15 protein-coding genes and 1 riboswitch are annotated in these 18,760 nt (G+C 73.0%); of the genes, 10 read left to right on the top strand and 5 right to left on the bottom strand.

Translation table 11 applies throughout. The features are described 5' to 3' along the window. Nucleotides 1-211 precede the first annotated feature (211 nt). From ABZ340_RS19215 to ABZ340_RS19180, 8 genes are all read left to right on the top strand, one after another. Nucleotides 212-1,156: a hypothetical protein gene (locus ABZ340_RS19215; RefSeq protein ID WP_358782964.1), complete on the top strand. Its 945-nt coding sequence runs from the start codon at nucleotides 212-214 to the stop codon at nucleotides 1,154-1,156. Then, nucleotides 1,153-2,175, top strand: coding sequence for a cysteine synthase family protein (locus ABZ340_RS19210; protein ID WP_358782963.1), 1,023 nt, complete (start codon nucleotides 1,153-1,155; stop codon nucleotides 2,173-2,175). Before ABZ340_RS19215 ends, ABZ340_RS19210 begins: the two co-directional genes overlap by 4 nt. Continuing rightward, on the top strand, nucleotides 2,172-3,425 hold the full coding sequence (locus tag ABZ340_RS19205; protein WP_358782962.1) for an ATP-grasp domain-containing protein: 1,254 nt from the start codon (nucleotides 2,172-2,174) through the stop codon (nucleotides 3,423-3,425). Before ABZ340_RS19210 ends, ABZ340_RS19205 begins: the two co-directional genes overlap by 4 nt. Then, the gene (locus ABZ340_RS19200; protein WP_358782961.1) at nucleotides 3,418-4,707 is read left to right on the top strand and encodes an MFS transporter; all 1,290 of its coding nucleotides are present in this window, start codon (nucleotides 3,418-3,420) and stop codon (nucleotides 4,705-4,707) included. The genes ABZ340_RS19205 and ABZ340_RS19200 overlap by 8 nt, the downstream gene beginning before the upstream one ends. Further along, a complete protein-coding gene (locus ABZ340_RS19195) occupies nucleotides 4,676-5,425 on the top strand; it encodes a class I SAM-dependent methyltransferase (RefSeq protein WP_358782960.1) in 750 nt (249 codons plus the stop codon). Before ABZ340_RS19200 ends, ABZ340_RS19195 begins: the two co-directional genes overlap by 32 nt. 82 nt (nucleotides 5,426-5,507) lie before the next feature. After that, nucleotides 5,508-5,692, top strand: a riboswitch (cobalamin riboswitch). Nucleotides 5,693-5,721: 29 nt separating this feature from the next. Next, entirely contained in the window at nucleotides 5,722-6,765 is a 1,044-nt protein-coding gene (locus ABZ340_RS19190; RefSeq protein WP_358782959.1) for an ABC transporter substrate-binding protein, read from the top strand. A gap of 35 nt (nucleotides 6,766-6,800) precedes the next feature. After that, a complete protein-coding gene (locus ABZ340_RS19185) occupies nucleotides 6,801-7,877 on the top strand; it encodes an iron ABC transporter permease (RefSeq protein ID WP_358783014.1) in 1,077 nt (358 codons plus the stop codon). Continuing rightward, nucleotides 7,874-8,692, top strand: coding sequence for an ABC transporter ATP-binding protein (locus tag ABZ340_RS19180; RefSeq protein WP_358782958.1), 819 nt, complete (start codon nucleotides 7,874-7,876; stop codon nucleotides 8,690-8,692). The genes ABZ340_RS19185 and ABZ340_RS19180 overlap by 4 nt, the downstream gene beginning before the upstream one ends. A gap of 85 nt (nucleotides 8,693-8,777) precedes the next feature. Here the strand turns inward: ABZ340_RS19180 and ABZ340_RS19175 are convergent, their stop codons facing one another. From ABZ340_RS19175 to ABZ340_RS19160, 4 genes are read right to left on the bottom strand one after another with little or no spacing between them, the layout of a single operon-like run. Next, on the bottom strand, nucleotides 8,778-11,204 hold the full coding sequence (locus ABZ340_RS19175) for a glycoside hydrolase family 3 N-terminal domain-containing protein (protein ID WP_358782957.1): 2,427 nt from the start codon (nucleotides 11,202-11,204) through the stop codon (nucleotides 8,778-8,780). Next, on the bottom strand, nucleotides 11,201-12,031 hold the full coding sequence (locus ABZ340_RS19170) for a carbohydrate ABC transporter permease (RefSeq protein ID WP_358782956.1): 831 nt from the start codon (nucleotides 12,029-12,031) through the stop codon (nucleotides 11,201-11,203). The genes ABZ340_RS19175 and ABZ340_RS19170 overlap by 4 nt, the downstream gene beginning before the upstream one ends. Beyond that, complete coding sequence (locus tag ABZ340_RS19165; RefSeq protein ID WP_358782955.1) at nucleotides 12,028-12,984, bottom strand: sugar ABC transporter permease; 957 nt, start codon at nucleotides 12,982-12,984, stop codon at nucleotides 12,028-12,030. Before ABZ340_RS19165 ends, ABZ340_RS19170 begins: the two co-directional genes overlap by 4 nt. A gap of 7 nt (nucleotides 12,985-12,991) precedes the next feature. Further along, nucleotides 12,992-14,296, bottom strand: a complete 1,305-nt coding sequence (locus ABZ340_RS19160; RefSeq protein WP_358782954.1) for an extracellular solute-binding protein — start codon at nucleotides 14,294-14,296, stop codon at nucleotides 12,992-12,994. Between the two features lie 138 nt (nucleotides 14,297-14,434). Between ABZ340_RS19160 and ABZ340_RS19155 the strand changes: the two genes are divergently transcribed. Then, the gene (locus ABZ340_RS19155; RefSeq protein WP_358782953.1) at nucleotides 14,435-15,457 is read left to right on the top strand and encodes a LacI family DNA-binding transcriptional regulator; all 1,023 of its coding nucleotides are present in this window, start codon (nucleotides 14,435-14,437) and stop codon (nucleotides 15,455-15,457) included. 249 nt (nucleotides 15,458-15,706) lie between these two features. Here the strand turns inward: ABZ340_RS19155 and ABZ340_RS19150 are convergent, their stop codons facing one another. Then, nucleotides 15,707-16,795 carry an endo-1,4-beta-xylanase gene (locus ABZ340_RS19150; protein ID WP_358782952.1) on the bottom strand — a complete coding sequence of 363 codons (1,089 nt, stop codon included), beginning with the start codon at nucleotides 16,793-16,795 and terminating at the stop codon, nucleotides 15,707-15,709. A gap of 363 nt (nucleotides 16,796-17,158) precedes the next feature. Between ABZ340_RS19150 and ABZ340_RS19145 the strand changes: the two genes are divergently transcribed. Continuing rightward, on the top strand, nucleotides 17,159-18,529 hold the full coding sequence (locus ABZ340_RS19145) for an endo-1,4-beta-xylanase (RefSeq protein ID WP_358782951.1): 1,371 nt from the start codon (nucleotides 17,159-17,161) through the stop codon (nucleotides 18,527-18,529). Nucleotides 18,530-18,760 lie beyond the last annotated feature (231 nt).

Below are 18,760 nucleotides of genomic sequence, written 5' to 3'. Positions count from 1 at the left end.
CGCTCCTCCTGCCCCGCGCGTCACCGCTGTCCCGCGCGGCCGGGTGACCGCCGGCGCGCCCGTGCGTCGCACGCGGGCCGTGCGCGGCGGCCCCAGGGGGGAACGGGCGGGCGGTACGGACGGCCGTACGGGGGCGTGGTCTTCCGCCCTGTCCGGTGGTGTGTTCACGGTTCACGGCCCGCTCCACACGGCCCGGTACGGAGGAGGACGCGTGCGCGACCGGTCGAGTCCTCGTCGTCCCCGCCGCCCGGCGGCCGGTCCGGTGCCCGGCGAGCCGGGGCGCGGGGAGCGGGGCGGCATCGTCTCCGGCGTCTGCCACGGCACCCTGGGCGAGCTGTACCAGGGCCCGCTGCGGGCCGGCCCCGAACCGGACATCGCGGTGGTGTCCTTCCCCGTGGACCGTCACTCCTGGGTGTGCTTCACCCCGGGGGAGGCGGCCGGCCCGCCGCGCCGGCCGCCGCTCGGCGAGAAGTCGATGACGGCGGTCCGCCTGTTCCTGGAGCACTACGGCCTCACCCTGCCGCCGGGCGACTGGAGCACGTACTCCGAACTGCGGGTGGGGGTGGGGATGGCCAGTTCGACCGCGGACGTCGTGGCGACGCTGCGCTGCCTGTTCCGCGTCTTCTCCCTGCCCTGCGACCTGGAGGTGATGCTCGGTGTCCTGGCGCGGATCGAGCGCGCCGACAGCGTGTTCCTCGACGAGTTCGCGCTCCATCTGAGCGGGCGGCACCGGGTGGTGCGGCGTCTGGGCACGGGCATCGGCTTCCACACCGTCTTCGTCACCGAGCCCGGCACCGTCGACACCGCCGCCGTCACCTCCCGGCTGCTGGCCCACTACCGGCGGCGCGGGGAGGAGTACGAGCGGTGCCTGGGCGACCTCCTCAAGGGTTTCGCCTGCGGTGACGCCGCCGCCGTCGCCCGGGCGGCGACCGTCAGCGCCGCGCTGTCCCAGGAGGTGCTGCCCAAGGCGTCCTTCGACGCGCTGCTCGCCCACCGCGAGCGGTTCGGCGCCGACGGCGTCTTCGTCGCCCACACCGGCTGCCTGGCCGGCTACCTCTTCACCCGCCGCCCCGCCGCCGGCGTCAAGTGCGAACTCTCCGCGTTCTTCCGCTCGCTCGGCCACCAGTGCTCATTCGCCCAAGGAGGCTACGGGTGATCCACTCCCACATCGCCGACGCCCTGAAGGTCCCCGACCTGGTCCGGCTCACCGACGGCCTGGTCCTGCTGCGGTTCGAGTCGATGAAGGTCTACTCGGCGCTCGCCGCCGTCCGCCACCTGCTCGACCGGGGCACGGTCCGCCCCGGGCAGACCCTCGTCGACAGCTCCAGCGGCATCTACGCCTACGCGCTCGCCCTGGCCTGCCACCGGTACGGCCTGCGGTGCCACATCGTGGCGTCCACCACCGTGGACACCACCACCCGCGCGCAACTGGAGATCCTCGGCGCCACCGTGGAGCAGGTCAGACCGTCGCAGAACCTGAAACTGGACCAGGAGCTGCGCGTGCGGCGGGTCGAGGAGATCCTCGCCGAGCGCCCCGGCTGCCACTGGATGCGCCAGTACCACGACGACATCCACTACCTGGGCTACCACGAGGTCGCCGACCGGGTGGCGGCGGCGTTCCCCGGCACCTCTCTGACCGTCGTCGGCGGAGTGGGGTCCGGCGCCTCCACGGGCGGCCTCGTGGAACGCCTGCGGGAGTCGGACCCCGGGGTGCGGCTGGTGGGCGTGCAGCCCTTCGGCAGCGTCACCTTCGGCAGCCAGGACCACCACGACCCGGAGGCGATCATCGCGGGCATCGGATCGTCGATCGTCTTCGACAACGTCCGCCACCACCTGTACGACGCCGTGCACTGGGTGGACTTCACCCACGCGATGTCCGGCGCCGTCGCCCTCCTGCGCGACCACGCGGTCTTCGCCGGGCTGTCCACCGGCGCCGGGTACCTGGCGGCGGCGTACGAGGCGCGCCGTCACCCCGACCGGCTGCACGTGGTGATCGGCGCCGACACCGGACACCGGTACGTGGAGCGCGTCTTCGCCCGGCACCGGGAGGCGCTGGACCCCGCCGGGCTGAAACCCGTCGAGGTCGGGGACCCGGAGGAGATGGTCATGCCCTGGTCCAGGATGGCGTGGCGGCGCGCCGCCCTCCCGGCGCACCGGAAGGAGGCGGCGGCATGACCGTGGTCTGCCTGGAGTCGCTGACCTTCGGGCTGGGGCACCTGGTCCGCGCCGCCGACGCGCTCGGCGAGCGGCTGACGCTGCTGACCTGCGACCCCTCGTACTACGCCTTCGAGCTGGAGCGGCTGCCCGCGGGCCGTCTCGACGTCGTCGAGACCGACACCTTCGACGTGGAGCGGGTGGCGGACGTCCTCAAGCAGGTCCCGGACCTGCGGGGCCTGATCGGCTCCACCGACACCTGGATGACCGTCTGCGCGGATCTCACCGCCCGTTTCGGCCTGCCCGGGCTCGACCCCGCGGTCCTGCGGCTGACCCGCGACAAGGCCGCCGTACGCAACCGGCTGCACGCGCTCGGCCTCACGCGCGGGCGGGCCGTGGAGGCCGCCGGCTCCGCGCCCGGCACCCGGGACCTGCTGCTCGGGGAGACCGGACTGCCCCTGATCCTCAAGGACACGGCGGGCACCGGCAGCCAGAACGTCTGGCTGGTCCGCGACGAGGCCGAACTGGACGCGGCCCTGGCGGAGGCGGCCGGGCGGGCCCTGCGGGGGCGCCTGTTCGCCGAGCCCTACTTCAGCGGCCCGGTGTACAGCGCGGAGACCCTCACCTGGGCGGGCCGCACCCGGCTCCTCGGCGTCTCCAGCAGGCTCATGTCCCCCGAGCCCCGCTTCCGCGAGGAGATCACCGCCTTCCCCGTGGCCTTCCCCGAGCCCCGGCGGGCGTCCCTGGAGCGGTGGCTCGACGAGGTGCTGGCCGCCCTCGGGTACACCGACCGCTTCGCGCACGTGGAGTTCGTGCTGACCGCCGACGGCCCGGAGGTCGTGGAGGTCAACCCCCGCATCGGCGGCGCGCTGGTCGGCGAGGGCCTGTGCCGGGCGCTCGGCGTCAACGTGTACGAGGCGATGGTCGAGGCGGCGCTGGGCCGCCGCCCCCGGCTGATGGACGCCGGGCCGCCCGGCGGCCCGGCCGTCGCCTTCGTCCTCGGCTACCCGGCCGAGCCCGGCGTGTTCACCGGGGTCGCCGGGCTCGACCGGCTGGCGGACATGCCGGGCGCACCGGCCTGGTACCCGGTCAAACGGACCGGCGACCTCATCGAGCACCTGGACGACAGCCGCGGCTACGCGGGCATCGTCTACGCCGAGGCCGAGACGGCCGAACTCGCCACGCACCGGGCGGTGGCCGCCGCGGGGGCGCTGCGTGTGCTGACCCGCCCGCTCCCCGGCCCTGCCGCCCGCAAGACGTCAGGTGGGTGAACGCCCCTCGGGCGCGGCGGGGCTGCGGGCCGCGCTGTTCCCGCTCGACGGCCCCCTGCGCTTCCTGCTGCTCTGCTCCTTCCTGATCCCGCTCGGCAGCTTCATGGTCCTGCCGTTCATGTCGGTGTTCCTGCACGAGCGGCTCGGGATGGGGCTCGGCACGGTGGGTGTCGTCCTGGCGGCGGCCTCCCTCGTGCAGTTCTCCGGCAGTGTGGCGGGCGGGGCGCTCGCGGACCGGATCGGGCTGCGCCGCACGATGCTGTGGGCGCTGGCCGTGCGCACGGCCGGGTTCGCCGGTCTGCTGGCGGCCCTGCGCTGGCCGCCGCTGGCCGTCGGCGCGCTGGTCCTGACGTGCTGCGGCGCCGCGCTGTACCTGCCCGCCAACAAGGCGTACCTGGTGCACGGGGTGGACGACGAGCGCCGCCCGGCGTTCCTGTCGGCGGGCAACGCGGCGCTCCACGCGGGCATGGCGGTGGGCCCGCTGGTCGCCGGGCCCTTCGTGCTGTCCGCGCCCGGCTGGCTGTTCGCGGCCGTCACGGCGCTGTTCCTCGCGGTCACCGCGGGGCACGCACGGCTGCCCGATGCGGACGGGAAGGACGGGAAGGACGGAAAAGACGGGGAGCGGCCGTCCGCCCCGGGCGGTGCGCGCCGGGGCCCGCTGTCCGGCGTGGCGGTCCTGCCGTTCGCCGCCACCGTGCTGGCGTTCTATCTCTACTTCCACTTCCAGCACTTCCTGGCGGTGTACGCCGTCGAACGCGCCTCCGGCACGTTCTACAGCCTGGTCCTCCTGCTCTGCTTCGTGCTCGTGATCGTCGTCCAGCCCCTCGCCTCCGGCCTGATCAGGCGCATGCCCTACGCGACGGCCCTCGCGGCCGGCTTCGCGGGTCTGGCGGCCGGGCTGGCCGTGCTGGCGATCGGCACCCGGCCGGCGCTGCTGGCGGGCGGAGCGCTGATCACCCTGGGCGACATCGTCCTGTTCCTGAAGAACGACCTGGAGGCGCTGCGCCGCAGCCCGCGCTCGGACGCCGTGGTCTTCGGCCGGCAGCGGCTGGCCGCGGGGATCGGTGCCTGCGCCAGTGGAGTGCTGGGCGGGCAGCTCTACGGACTCACCGAACACGCCGGGCACACCGGCTGGTTCTGGCTGCTGGCCGCCGCGCAGTGCCTGCTGCTCCCGGCCGTCCTGCCGGCCTTGCGCGACCGCACGCCGCAACACCTCCACCCCCATGACGACGAAGGAGGACTGAGACCGCATGACACGGACGGGCGGGTTCCAGGACGATGACTTCTGGACCGGGTTCCACGACTTCCTCTTCTCCGAGCAGCGTTACGCACAGGCCGAGGAACTGCTGACCACCTCTCCCCTGCTGTCCTTCCCGGCCGGCGCCCGGGTGCTGGACCTGTGCTGCGGGCCCGGGGTGTTCACGGTGCCGCTCGCCCGCCGCGGCCACGACGTCACCGGGGTGGACCTGAGCCCGGCCATGCTGGAGCGGGCGCGGAAGCGGACGGCCGACGCCGGCGTCCGGGTCACGTACGTGCGGGCCGACGCCCGCGCGTACGAGGCGCCGGGCGCCTTCGACGTCGTCCTCAACATGTTCACCTCGTTCGGCTACTTCGAGGACCCCGCCGACAACGAGCGGGTGCTGCGCGTCATGCACGACTGCCTGGTACCCGGCGGCACCCTCGTCCTGGACCTCGCCGGCAAGGAGCTGCTGGCCCGCAAGGTCACCCCGCCGAAGGTGGTGCGGCGCGGCGAGGACCTGATGGTGCAGACCGACACCGTGCTGGACGACTGGGCGCGGCTGCGCAGCGACTGGGTCCTGGTCCGGGGCGAGCGGGTGACGCGGGCCACCTTGGTGTGGTTCGTGTACAGCGCGGTCGAGCTGCGGCGGATGGCGCGGGAGGCGGGGTTCGGCCGGGTGGAGGTGTTCGGCGGGTTCGACGGCCGCCCCTACGACGAGAACGCCGAGCGGCTGGTGCTGCGGGCGGTCCGCGAGGAGTGACGCGGGGCACGGGGGGGCGTGCAGTGACGCGGGGCACGGGGGCGTGCGCGCAGGTCCGCACGCCCTTTCGACCCGAGCGGGGCGGATCGTAGTATCAGCGGGTCATCGCCGCGACGGGAGACAGGAAGCCGGTGCGAATCCGGCACGGTCCCGCCACTGTGACCGGGGAGTGCACCCCTCGACACGCCACTGCGCGCCGCGCGGGAAGGCCGGGGGAGGAGCGTCGATCCGGGAGTCAGGACACTGGCCTGTCGCGGGCCCGTTCCGAGGAGCGCGGACTCCCCAGGAGGCTTCACGTGTACGACGGCACGTCCCGTCCCCCGCTGTTCACCCCTGCCCGCAGGCGCCGTACCCTGCGTGCCACGGCCGCGGCCGTCGCCCTGTCGGCGGCCCTGCTGACCGCCGGCTGCGGATCGTCGCGGGACACCGCCGAGGCCGCGAAGGCCACGGCCGCGCCGGCCGCGGGCTTCCCCGTCACCATCGACAACTGCGGCGTGGAGACGACGTACGACAAGCCGCCCTCCCGTGTCGTCACCATCCACCAGCACCCGGCGGAACTGATGCTCGCCCTCGGCCTGAAGGACCGCATGGCCGGCACCGCCTTCCCCGACTCCGCGGTCCTGCCCGAGTGGAGGAAGGACTACGAGGCGATCCCCCGGCTGGCGGAGAAGGAACCGTCGTTCGAGACGGTCCTGGAAGCCGAGCCCGACCTCGTCTACGGCGGCTACGGCAGCGCCTTCGCCGAGCACGAGGGCCGCTCCCGCAAGGCGTTCGCCGACGCCGGCATCGCCACCCACCTCAACCGCGAGTACTGCGGCGAGAAGCGGGTCACGATGGAGGACACCTACGCCGAGATCCGCACCATCGGCAGGATCTTCGGCGTCCCCGGCCGGGCGGACGCACTGGTCGCCGGCCTGCGGGCACGGGTCGGCAGGGCCACCACCGCCGTCGAAGGCAGGCCCCGGGTGCCCGTCTTCGTCTACGACAGCGGCGACAAGGCCGCCTTCACCGCGGGCGGCAGGAGCCTGGGCACCGAACTGATCCGGCTGGCCGGCGGCGAGAACGTCTTCGCCGGCCTCGACGACGTCTTCGGCGACGTCTCCTGGGAGCAGGTCGTCGAGCGCAGGCCCGAGGTCATCGCCCTCTACGACTACGCCGGCGCCGGAAGCGTCGAGCGGAAGAAGGAGTTCCTGCTCTCCCAGCCCGCCCTCCGGGACGTTCCCGCCGTCAGGAACCAGCGGTTCGTCGTCCTGCCGCTGACCGCGACGCTGGTCGGCGTCCGCTCGGCCTACGCGGTCGAGGACCTGGCCCGCGGCATCCACCCCGAGAGCTTCGCGTGACGGCCCCGGCCGCCGAGGCCGGCACCGGGCAGGCCGTGCGCCGACGTCAGGAGGGCGGCGGGCGGGCGGGCCGGGCCGGTCTCACCGTCACGCTCGTCGTCCTGGCCGTCCTCCTGGTGGTCTCCGCCACGGCGGGTCTGGCCCTCGGCTCGGTGCGGGTGCCGCCCGGCCAGGTGTGGGGCATCGTGACGCACGCGCTGGGCGCCGACTGGGTAAAACCCGACTGGTCGCGGGCGCGGGAGACCATCGTGCTGGACGTCCGCGCGCCGCGCGTGCTCCTCGGGGCCGTGGCCGGCGCCGGGCTGGCGGTCGTGGGCACCGCCCTGCAAGCTCTGATCCGCAACCCGCTCGCCGAGCCCTACCTGCTCGGCGTCTCCTCCGGGGCGTCCCTGGGCGCCGTCGTGGTGATCGTGTCCGGGGTGACCCTGTTCGGGCCGGTGTCGCTGCCGGCCGCCGCGTTCGCGGGCGCGCTGGGCGCCCTGCTGCTCGTCTACGCCACCGCCCGCACCGGCGGCCGGATCACCTCGGCACGGCTGGTCCTGTCCGGTGTGGCCGTCGCCGCGGTGCTCACCGCCGTACTGGACCTGCTGCTGCTCACCACCGGCCGGGGCAACGAGGCCCGCGCGGTCCTCGCCTGGACTCTCGGCGGCCTCGGCGGCGTCGGCTGGGACACGCTGTGGCTGCCCGGCGCGGCCCTGCTCCTGGGCACCGCCGTCCTCCTGGTCCAGGCCCGCAACCTGAACCTCCTGCTCGCCGGCGAGGAGGCCGCGACCACGATGGGGCTGGACGTGGCGCGCTTCCGCGCCCGCATGTTCGTCCTGCTCTCCCTCGTCACCGGCGTCCTGGTCGCGGCGTGCGGGCCGATCGGCTTCGTCGGCCTGATGCTGCCGCACATCGTCCGCCTCGCCGTCGGCGGCGACCACCGCCGCGTCCTGCCGACGGCGGCCCTCGGCGGCGCGGTCTTCCTCGTCTGGGCCGACATCGCCGCACGCGTCGTCGCCGCGCCCATGGAGATCCCCGTGGGTGTGCTGACGGCCCTGTGCGGCGGCCCGTTCTTCCTGTGGCTGATGCGCCGGGACGCCCGGCGGAGCACCGACCGGACAGTGGCATGAGCGCGGCAGATCTCACCGTCGAGGGCGTCACCCTCACCGCCGGAGCCCGCCACCTGGTGCGGGACGTGTCCCTGGCCGCCCGGCCGGGCGAGACGATCGGGCTGGTGGGCCCCAACGGCAGCGGCAAGTCCAGCCTCCTGCGCACCGTCTACCGCGTGCTGCGCCCCGATGCCGGGCGGGTCCGCGTCGACGGCGCCGACGCCTGGTCGCTGCCCGTGCGCCGGCTGGCCCGCACCGTGGCGGCGGTGGTGCAGGAGCCGGGCTCCGGCCTCGACCTCGCCGTCCGCGAGGTCGTCGCAATGGGCCGCACCCCGCACAAGCGGCTCCTGGCCGGCGACACCCCCGAGGACGCCGCGCTCGTCGGTTCCGCGCTGGCGGCGGTGGACGTCACCCACCTGGCCGACCGCCCCTTCGACCGGCTCTCCGGCGGCGAACGCCAGCGCGTGCTCATCGCCCGCGCCCTCGCCCAGCAGCCCGCCCTGCTCGTCCTCGACGAACCCACCAACCATCTGGACATCCGCCACCAGCTGGACGTCCTCGGCGTGCTGCGCCGGCTGCCCGCGACCGTGCTGCTCGCCCTGCACGACCTGAACCTGGCCGCGTACTACTGCGACCGCCTCTACGTCCTGCGCGACGGCGAGGTCGCCGCCTCCGGGCCGCCCGCCGAGGTCCTCACGCCCCGGCTGCTGGCCGAGGTGTACGGGGTGGCGGCGGAGGTCGGCGTCCATCCGCGCACGGGCGCTCCCCAGGTGACGTTCCTCCCCGGGGAGCCGCGGCGGGCCGCCCCGGACCGGGCGGGCCGCTCCACCGCGTGACCGTGCGCGTCCCCGGCCGGGAGCGGTCCTCGTCCCGGCCGGGGACGGGGCCTCGTCCCCGGCCGGGTCCGGTCCGGGCGCCGTCTCACTCCTGCGGCGCCTCGTCCCGGCCGGACGGCCCCTGCCCGGTCGGGTCCTGGCCTGCCGGTTCCTGGCCGAAGGCCGCGTGGAAGGCGCGCGTGTGGTCCACGTGGCGCGCGGGGCCGGTCAGGGTGACCGTCGCCGTCAGGCGGGGGTCGGTGCTGGAGGCGGCCAGGCGCAGTTCCAGCTCGCCCGGCTCGACCACGCGCCGCCCGTCGCGGCCGGTGAAGGAGGCGAGGTCGGCCGGGACCGTGACGCGGACCCGCCGGGCCTCGCCCGGGGCGAGCGGCACCCGGGTGTAGCCGACGAGGCGCTGCACCGGCTGCACGACGGAGGCGACCGGGTCGTGCAGGTAGAGCTGGACGACCTCGGTGCCGTGCCGTTCGCCGGTGTTGCGGACGGTGAGGGCGAGGCGGAACTCGCCGTCCGTGGGCGCCCGGTCGGCCTCCACCGCGAGGTCGCTCCAGTCGAACGACGTGTACGACAGTCCGTGCCCGAAGCCGAAGGCGGGCGTGGGGTCGATGCTGGACACCTCGCTGGCGTGCGCGAGCCGCGCGCCGAGGTAGGTGGAGGGCTGGGAGCCCGGTCCGCGCGGCACGCTGACCGGCAGGCGTCCGCTGGGGTTGGTCCGGCCGCTGAGCACCCCGGCGAGGGCGGCGGTGCCCTCCGCGCCGGGGAAGAACGACTGGACGATCGCGGCGGCCTCGGTGGTGGCGCGGCCGAGCGCGTAGGGCCGTCCGGCGAGCAGTACGGTCACCACCGGCGTGCCCGTGTCCAGCAGGGCGTCGAGGAGCTGCTGCTGGGCGCCGGGCAGGGCGAGCGACTCGGCGTCGCAGCCCTCGCCGCTGGTGCCGCGGCCGAAGAGCCCCGCCCGGTCGCCGAGGACCGCGACGACGACGTCGGCCCGGCGGGCGGCCTGGACGGCCTCCGGGATGCCGAAGACGTCGCCGTCGTCGACACCGGTGCCGGGGACGATCGTCAGTTCCGCGTCGGGGAACTCGCGGGCCAGGGTGTCGCCGAGGGTGGGCAGGCCGATGCCGACCGGGGTGCCGGGGTGGTGGACGCCGACGTGCAGGGGGAAGGAGTAGCAGCCCAGGACGGCCGTCGGCTCGGTGGCGTTGGGGCCGACCAGGGCGATGCGGCGGGGCCGGTCCAGCGGCAGGGTGCCGTCGTTGGCGAGCAGGACGACCGCTTCCTCGGCGACGGTGCGGGCCAGGGCGCGGTTCTCGGGGGTGTCCAGGTCGATCGTGCCGCGCAGCGCGTCCGGGTCGTCCGGGTCGGCGTCGGCGAGCGCGGGCGGGAGGGGGTTCCAGTCCGCGTCGAGGAGGCCGAGCATCGCCTTCTGGGTGAGGACCCGGCGCAGGGCGCGGTCGACGACCTCCTCCGGCACCCGGCCCGCGCGCACGGCCTCGGCCAGAGGCTCGCCGAACGTCTTGACGGTGGGCAGTTCCACGTCGACGCCCGCCGTCAGGGCGGTGCCCGCGGCCTCGGCCCAGTCGCCCGCCACGCCGTGCAGGGTCTTGAGGAAGGCGATGCCGAAGTAGTCGGCGACGACGGTGCCCTCGAAGCCCCAGGTGTCGCGGAGCAGCCCGGTCAGCAGCGCCTCGTCGGCCGCCGACGGGACGCCGTCGGTGTCGGTGTAGGCGTGCATGACGGACCGGGCGCCGCCTTCGCGCACGGCCATCTCGAAGGGCGGCAGCAGGATGTCGGCGCGTTCGCGGGGGCCGATGGAGGCGGGGGCGAGGTTGCGCCCGGCGCGGGAGGCCGAGTAGCCGGCGAAGTGCTTGAGGGTGGCGACGATCCCGGCGGACTCCAGCCCCTGGACGTAGGCCGTGCCGATGGAGCCGACGAGATAGGGGTCCTCGCCGATGGTCTCCTCCACCCGTCCCCAGCGGGCGTCGCGCACCACGTCCAGCACGGGCGCGAGGCCCTGGTGGACGCCGACGGACCGCATGTCGCGCCCGATGGCGGCGGCCATGCGGCGGATCAGGTCCGGGTCGAAGGTGGCGCCCCAGGACAGCGGGACGGGGTAGGCGGTGGCGCCCCAGGCCGCGAACCCGGCGAGGCACTCCTCGTGGGCGAGCGCGGGGATGCCGAAGCGGTTGGCGGCGGTGATGCGGGCCTGGGTGCGGGCCAGGGACAGGGCGCCCAGGGCGGGGTCGACGGGGGCGGTGCCGAAGGGGCGGGTGAGCTGGCCCAGCCCGGCGGGCAGGAGGGCGTCGAGGTCGACGGCCTCCTCCATGTCGTGCTGGTGCGGGGCGACTTCGCCGCCCTCGTCGGACGCGCCGACCCACACGCCGTACAGCTGGGCGATCTTCTCCTCCGTGGTCATCGCGTCGATGAGCGCGGAGACCCGGGTGGCGACGGAGTGGGCGGGGTCGTTCCAGAGGGGGACTTCGGGGGTGGTCTCAACGGCCACGTTGGCGGTCACTTTCCTCCCACGCCCATCAGCCCCTGGACCAGGGCGCGACGGGCGAACAGGTAGACGAGCAGGACGGGGACCATGGACAGCACCACGGCCCCCAGCAGACCGGGGATGTCGATGCCGTGTTCGGTCTGGAAGTTGTACAGACCCAGGGTGATCACCTTGGTGGAGTCGGACTGGGTCAGGACGAGCGGGAACAGGAAGCCGTTCCAGGCCTGGAGCGCCGAGAAGACGACGATCGTGGACAGTCCGCCGCGGGACAGCGGCAGGACGAGCTGGAAGAACATGCGGCGCGGGGTGGCGCCGTCCATGGCCATGGCCTCGAACAGCTCCGGGGAGATGTCGCGCATGGCGCCGCTGAGGATCAGCGCGGACATCGGCAGGCAGAACGCGGCCGTGGGCAGGATGACGCCGAGGAGGTTGTCGTACAGTCCGGCTTCGCTGATCAGGTAGAACATCGGGACGATCACGGCCTGCGCCGGGATGGCGAGGCCGAGCAGGAACAGCCGGAAGACGTGCGAGGTGGCCCTGCTGCGGTTGCGGACGATGGCGTAGGCGAGCGGCGGGACCAGCAGCAGCACGATGCCGATCACGCACGCGGTGACGAGGAGGGTGTTGAGGAAGTACCGGCCGAAGCCGGAGTCGAAGGCCCGGGTGTAGTTGTCGAGGGTGAAGCTGTCGGGGATGGACAGGGGGCCGTTCTCGGCGTAGTCCGACCGAGTCCGCACCGTCGCGGCGAGCATCACGTACAGCGGCAGGCCGACCAGGAACAGCCAGACCAGCGAGCCCGCGCCGGCCAGGTAGTTGGGGCGTTTTCTTGTCGCCCGGCTCATGACACACCCTCCATGTCGCTGCGCATCTTGTCGTAGCCGGACACGCGGACGACGATCAGCGAGACGATGGTGGCCGCGATCACCAGGGCGAGGGCGATGGCGGCGCCGGCGCCGAAGTCGAAGCCCTTGAACGCCTTCTCGTACATGTAGTACGCGCTGATCGTGGTGTCGGTGCCGGGTCCGCCCTGGGTGAGGATGAGGACCGTCTCGAACGTGGTCAGGCCGCCGACGATCATCAGGATCATCGAGGTGACGACCGAGTTGCGCAGCTGCGGCAGCGTGATGTGGAAGAACTGGCGGTAGCGTCCCGCGCCGTCGATCTCGGCGGCCTGGTAGAGCACCTGCGGGATCGCGCGGGCGGCGCCCTGGTAGATCAGGGTGTGGAACGGAGTGAACTGCCAGGTGCTGACGAAGGCCAGCACCCCGATGGCGGTGGCCTGTTCCCCGAAGAGGTTGCCGTCGCCGAACAGCCAGGTGGCGCGGGAGGGGACGCCGAAGTTGGGGTCGAGCAGCGCCCGCCACAGCACGGACACGGCCGTCGCGGACAGCAGCAGCGGGATGAAGTAGACGGTCGACAGCACCGCCCGGTTGCGCTGGTGGCCGGCGGCCCAGACGCCGAGCACGATGCTCAGCGGCGTCTGGAGCACCACGCCGAGCGCGGTGAGCAGCAGAGTCAGCCAGATGCTCTTGAGCATCACCGGGTCGTCGGCCAGGCGCGACCAGTTGTCGAGGCCGGCGAACTCGGGGGAGCCGAGGCCGTTCCAGGTCATGAAGGACAGCACCGCCACCATGATCAGCGGGGCGATGGCGAAGAGGGCGAAAAAAACAGTGGCGGGCAGCGCCCAGAGGAACCCGGGACGTCCCACCCGGGACGCGGAGGAGGCCTCCGGCCGCCGCCGGGCCCGCTTGCGGGGCTCGACGGCGGGCGGAGCGCTCGTGATCTGCGTGGTCATGAGCCGTTCATTCGGTGGGGAGGGCCTGCATGGCCTTGATGAAGCCGTCGGTGTCGAGCTGTCCGTTGGTGAACTGCTGCAGGGCCTGGTACATGGGCGTCATGGCCGCGGGCGGGTACGCCTGGTCCCACGAGAGCTGGAACGCCGGGGCCTTCGCCACCAGGTCGTACTGGAAGCGCGAGTAGTCCGGGTCGGCCGCCGTGCCGAGGAACTTCTTGGTGTTGGTGGTGGTCGGCAGATTGCCGACGGCCAGCTGCTCCTTGACGAACTCGTCGGAGTACATGAGCTTCAGGAACTCGGCGACGGCCTCGGGGTGCTTGGTCTTCTTCAGCACCGAGTAGAAGTTGTTGGTGTTGCCGACCACGTCGGCCGGGTCGCCCTTGCCGCCGGGGACGGCCGGGAAGGCGGTGTAGCCCAGGCTCTTCTCGGCGAACTCCCTGGCGTCCTCCTGCTGCTGGGAGTAGTACCAGGAGCCCATGAGCTCGAATCCGGCCTTGCCGGAGGCCAGCAGGGCGGGCGAGGAGCCGTTGGTGTACTTCACGGAGTCGTAGTTCTTGCCGAAGGCGCCCGCGTCGACCAGCTCCTTGAGCATGCCCAGCGCCTTCTTGCTGTCCGCGCTCGCCCAGGCGTCCTTGTCGCCTCCCACCGCCTTCCGGAACAGCTCGGGCCCGGCGACACGGTCGTAGAGGTACTCGAACCACATCAGCGTCGGCCAGCGGTCGCCGGCGCCGAGCGCGATGGGCGTGACCCCTTCGTCCTTCAGCTTCTTCACCGCGTCCAGCAGCTCGTCCCAGGTCTTGGGCGGCTTCACCCCGGCCTTGTCGAGCACCTCCTTGTTGTGGAACAGGAGGACCGGCTGGGTACCGCGCATCGGGACGCCGTAGGTCTTGCCGTCGACGACGGCGCTGTCGAGGACCGAGGGCAGGAAGTTGGCCTTCAGCCCCGGGTCCTTCTTGATGAAGTCGTCCAGCGGCATCAGCAGATCGGCCTTGACGAACGGCTTGATGCTGCCGCCGCCCCAGTTGAAGAAGACGTCCGGTGCCTGCGGCGTGTTGATGATCGTCTGGAGCTTCTGCTGGTAGTCGGCGCCGGGGATGGTGTCGAGGACGACCTTGACGTCGGACGTCTTGTTGAAGGTGTCGACGATCTTCTTCTCGACCTTGTTGGTGGCGTCGCCGTAGACCAGGACACGGATCTTCCCGTCGCCCGACGACCCCCCGCCGTCACCGTTGCCGCAGGCCGTCAGGGACAGGGCCAGGGCGAGCGTCGCACCACAGGCGAGCAGCCGGGGCAACCGCACACGTGTCTTCATCGTTCGCCTTTCGAAAGTTTCGGCTTCTTCGCCGAAAGTCCATGCCGTCGGACAGTAGGTGGAGATCCGATTCGCGGTCAACGGTCGTGCACACACGCGGCCAAACCGTTATCGGCGTCGGTGACTTATGCTGCGCGCATGCACGATGACGACGAGGTGAGCGGCAGAGTGACCCTGGCCGCGGTGGCGAAAGAGGCGGGTGTTTCGCTGCCGACAGTTTCGAAGGTCCTCAACGGGCGTTCGGATGTCTCCTCGACGACCCGGGCCAGGGTCGAGCAGCTCCTGAAGGCCCACGGCTACCGCCGCAGGCACCAGGGGGCGCCGCCGGCCCCGCTCGTCGAACTCGTCTTCCACGAGCTGGACAGCATCTGGGCGATGGAGATCATCCGCGGCGTGGAGACCGTCGCGAAGGCGAACAAGGCGACCGTGGTGCTCACCGAGAGCGGCACCCGGCACGCCCCCGCGCCCGGCTGGATCGAGGGCGTCCTGCGCCGCCGGCCGCTCGGCGTCGTCCTGGTCTTCTCCACGCTCCCCGAGGACGTCAAGCAACTGCTGCGGTCCCGCTCGATCCCGTTCGTCGTCATCGACCCGGCCGGCGACCCCGACCCGGACGTGCCCTCCGTCGGCTCCGCCAACTGGGCCGGCGGCCTCGCCGCCACCCGCCACCTCACCGACCGCGGGCACCGGCGCATCGCGATCGTCACCGGTCCCGAGGACATGCTGTGCTCCCTGGCCCGCCTGGACGGCTACCGCTCGGCCATGGCGATGGCGGGCCTGGAGACCGACCCGCGCCTGGTGCGTTTCGGCGACTTCCACGTGCAGGGCGGCTTCGCGCACGCCATGGACCTGCTGGACGGCCCGGACCGGCCGACGGCGATCTTCGCGGGCAGCGACCTCCAGGCGCTCGGGGTGCTGGAGGCGGCCCGGCTGAAAGGGCTGAGCGTGCCGGGAGACCTGTCGGTGGTCGGGTACGACGACGTCCCCCTGGCCCAGTGGTCCAGCCCGCCGCTGACCACGGTCCACCAGCCGCTGCGGCACATGGCCGAGGAGGCGGCCCGCATGCTGCTGCGCCCCGGCGGCCCCGGCGAGGCGGCGCAGCGCATCGAGCTGGCGACGCGGCTGGTGGTGCGGCAGAGCACCGCGCCGCCGCGGGAGGCGTGACCGGGAGGCGCCGGGACCGGCCGGACGACGCGGGCGCCGCCCCGCCGGCCGGTCCCTGGGGCGCTCAGCCGGACGTGGGGCGGGCCTGGCCCGTACCGCCGGCCGGTCCCGGAGCGCTCAGCCGGACGTCGCCGCCCGGTCCCGGAGCGCTCAGCCGGACGTCGCCGCCCGGTCCCGGAGCGCTCAGCCGGACGTCGCCGACCGGTCCCGGAGCGCTCAGCCGGACGTCGCCGACTGGTCCCGGAGCGCTCAGCCGGACGTGGCGGTCCTGGCCCGTCCCGCCAGCCGGTCCTGGAGCGCGCGGTAGGCCGGCTTGGGCCGGTACTCCTCGTCGAGGATGTTGGCGGCGCCCTCGCCCTCGAAGGTGCCGGGCACCCAGGAGTACTTGTCGGTGAAGCCCCACACGGTGAACGAGACGCAGTGCCGTGCGCGCAGGCAGGCGTCGAGGAGCAGCCGGTACCCCTCGGCCTGCGTGCGCAGCTTCTCCTCGTCGGCCGGCATGACCATGCGCACGTCCGCCTCCGTCACGGCGGTCTGCACCCCCAGCGCGTCGAAGCGCTGGAAGTTGGCAGCCACGCCGCCGGGCAGGCCGTACTGGATGCCGAGGTGCCCCTGGAAGCCGACCCCGTGGACGGGCACGCCCTCGGCGCGCAGGGTGCGGACCAGGTCCAGCACGGCGTCGCTCTTCGGGCCGGCCCACTCGATGTTGTAGTCGTTGTAGAAGAGCTTGGCGTGCGGGTCGGCCGCGTGGGCCCAGCGGAAGGCGTCGGCGATGTAGCCGGGGCCCAGTGCGCGCAGCCAGATGCTGTCGCGCAGGGTCCCGTCCTCGTTGAACGCCTCGTTGACCACGTCCCAGTGCCAGATGCGGCCCTTGAAGTGCCGCACCGTGTCGGTGATGTGGCGGCGCAGGATCGTGCGCAGTTCGTCGGGGGTGAAGTCGCCCGAGGTGAGCCAGGCGGGCAGCTGGCTGTGCCAGACGAGGGTGTGGCCGCGGACCTTCTGTCCGTGCCGCTCGGCGAACCGGACGAGCCGGTCGGCCGCGGCGTAGTCGTACTCGCCCCGCCGCGGTTCGGTCACCTCCCACTTCATGACGTTCTCCGGGGTCACGGAGGAGAACTCCGAGCCGGCGAGCGCGCGGTAGGGGGCGTCCTGGGCGAGGGCGGTCGTGTCGACGGCGGTGCCCACGCGCAGCCGGTCGTCCGCGGCGAGCTGCCGCAGCGACCGGTCCTGCGGGGCGGGGGCTCCCCCGGCGGCGGCCGCGGGACCTGCGGCCGCGAGAGGGATCAGGGCGAGGGTCGACGTCACGGCGGCGGCTGTGACGAGGCGCAGCACCTTCACGGGCGAGTACTCCTTGGTGTCTGGGGTGGCCGGGGCGCCCGGGAGGTCCGGGGTGCCTGACGGCAGCGGACCAGGGCGGCCACCCTGTCCCGAATGTTTCGAAGTCCTTCGGTATGGTGCTGCGTCACCGTATGGGTCGGCCGTCACACCGTCAACAGAGCGTCACGGCAGGGAAACTCGTCCCGGCGACGGGGCGGATTCCTGCGCGACCGGTTGACCCGGCGATCGGTGAGCCGTACGTTCTCCCGCATCCGCTCGGAAAGCTTCCCGAAACTTTCGGGTTCGGTGATCCCGGAAGAGTTCATCCACCCTCCCACCCACAGGCCGCGCCGACCCGGCGACGGCCACCCAGAAGGGGATGACATGACCATGCTCATCACGCGCCGTACGTCTCCACCCCGGGCCCGCACCGCCCTGGGGGCCGGCCTGGCAGGCCTGCTCGCCCTGACCGGCGTCACCGCCCTGGCCGGGACGGCCGACGCGGCGACGACCCTCGCCTCCGCGGCGGCGGCCAAGGGCCGCTACTTCGGCACCGCCGTCGCCGCCAACCACTTGGGCGAGGCCCCGTACGTCTCCACGCTCAACACGGAGTTCGACTCGGTCACGCCCGAGAACGAGATGAAGTGGGACGCCGTAGAGCCCAGTCGCAACTCGTTCAACTTCTCCGCCGCCGACCGGATCGTCAGCCACGCCCAGAGCCGGGGCATGAAGGTGCGCGGCCACACCCTGGTGTGGCACTCCCAGCTGCCGGGCTGGGTCGGCGGTCTGAACGCGGCCGACCTCCGCTCGGCGATGAACAACCACATCAACCGGGTCATGGGGCAGTGGAAGGGCAAGATCCACAGCTGGGACGTCGTCAACGAGGCGTTCCAGGACGGCTCCAGCGGCGCCCGCCGCAGCTCCCCGTTCCAGGACAAGCTCGGCAACGGCTTCATCGAGGAGGCGTTCCGCACCGCCCGCGCCGCGGACCCGGCGGCCAAGCTCTGCTACAACGACTACAACACGGACGGCATCAACCCGAAGAGCAATGCCGTCTACGCCATGGTCAAGGACTTCAAGGCGCGCGGCGTGCCCATCGACTGCGTGGGCTTCCAGTCCCACTTCAACAGCGCCTCCCCCGTCCCCGGCGACTACCAGGCCAACCTCCAGCGCTTCGCCGACCTCGGCGTCGAGGTCCAGATCACCGAGCTCGACATCGAGGGCTCCGGCACCTCCCAGGCCACCAGCTACGGCAACGTGGTGAAGGCGTGCCTGGCCGTCACCCGCTGCACCGGCATCACCGTCTGGGGCATCACCGACAAGTACTCCTGGCGCGCGAGCGGCACGCCGCTGCTGTTCGACTCCAACTACGCCAAGAAGCCCGCGTACACGGCGGTCCTGAACGCTCTCGGCGGCTCCTCCGACGGCGGCGGCGGTGGCGGCGGCGGCGCGTCCTGCACCGCCACCTACGCCAAGGCCGAGGAGTGGAGCGACCGCTTCAACGGCCGGGTCACGATCACCGCGGGCAGCGCACCCATCAGCACCTGGAGCGTGACGGTCACGCTCACCCCGCCGCAGAGGATCTCCGCCACCTGGAACGGCTCGCCCACCTGGGACAGCAGCGGCAACGTCATGACCATGAAGCCCAACGGCAACGGGAACCTCGCCGCCGGGGCGTCCACGAGCTTCGGCTTCACCGTCATGAAGAACGGCACCAGCACCCCGCCGGTCATCGGGGCGTGCACCGCCTCCTGACCCGTACGGCGAACGGCCTCCCGCGCGCACGGATGCCGCGGGAGGCCCCTTCCGGCACCGGCGGGGCTCCCGGGCGCCCCGCCCGGAAGCCCCCGTCCCCGGCCATGGCCCCACCGCGTCCGGTTCGCCCCCCTTCGCTCGGCCTTCACTCCGCCGCGACTGATTTGCTCCGCCGCGGCCGGGGGCGGAGACTGGAAAAAGCCGACGTGGAGCCACCCACGATCCGCTCCG

Origin of the sequence: Streptomyces sp. NPDC006134 (assembly GCF_040628835.1) — a bacterium.
Taxonomy (GTDB): domain Bacteria; phylum Actinomycetota; class Actinomycetes; order Streptomycetales; family Streptomycetaceae; genus Streptomyces.
This window is presented reverse-complemented; position numbering and strand designations above follow the sequence as displayed.

Excerpts from the sequence above, each read along its gene's own strand:
- ABZ340_RS19145 (WP_358782951.1), top strand. The coding sequence starts at position 17,159 with ATGACCATGCTCATCACGCGCCGTACGTCTCCACCCCGGGCCCGCACC.
- ABZ340_RS19165 (WP_358782955.1), bottom strand. The coding sequence starts at position 12,984 with ATGACCACGCAGATCACGAGCGCTCCGCCCGCCGTCGAGCCCCGCAAG.
- ABZ340_RS19160 (WP_358782954.1), bottom strand. The coding sequence starts at position 14,296 with ATGAAGACACGTGTGCGGTTGCCCCGGCTGCTCGCCTGTGGTGCGACG.
- ABZ340_RS19155 (WP_358782953.1), top strand. The coding sequence starts at position 14,435 with ATGCACGATGACGACGAGGTGAGCGGCAGAGTGACCCTGGCCGCGGTG.
- ABZ340_RS19180 (WP_358782958.1), top strand. The coding sequence starts at position 7,874 with ATGAGCGCGGCAGATCTCACCGTCGAGGGCGTCACCCTCACCGCCGGA.
- ABZ340_RS19170 (WP_358782956.1), bottom strand. The coding sequence starts at position 12,031 with ATGAGCCGGGCGACAAGAAAACGCCCCAACTACCTGGCCGGCGCGGGC.
- ABZ340_RS19205 (WP_358782962.1), top strand. The coding sequence starts at position 2,172 with ATGACCGTGGTCTGCCTGGAGTCGCTGACCTTCGGGCTGGGGCACCTG.
- ABZ340_RS19195 (WP_358782960.1), top strand. The coding sequence starts at position 4,676 with ATGACACGGACGGGCGGGTTCCAGGACGATGACTTCTGGACCGGGTTC.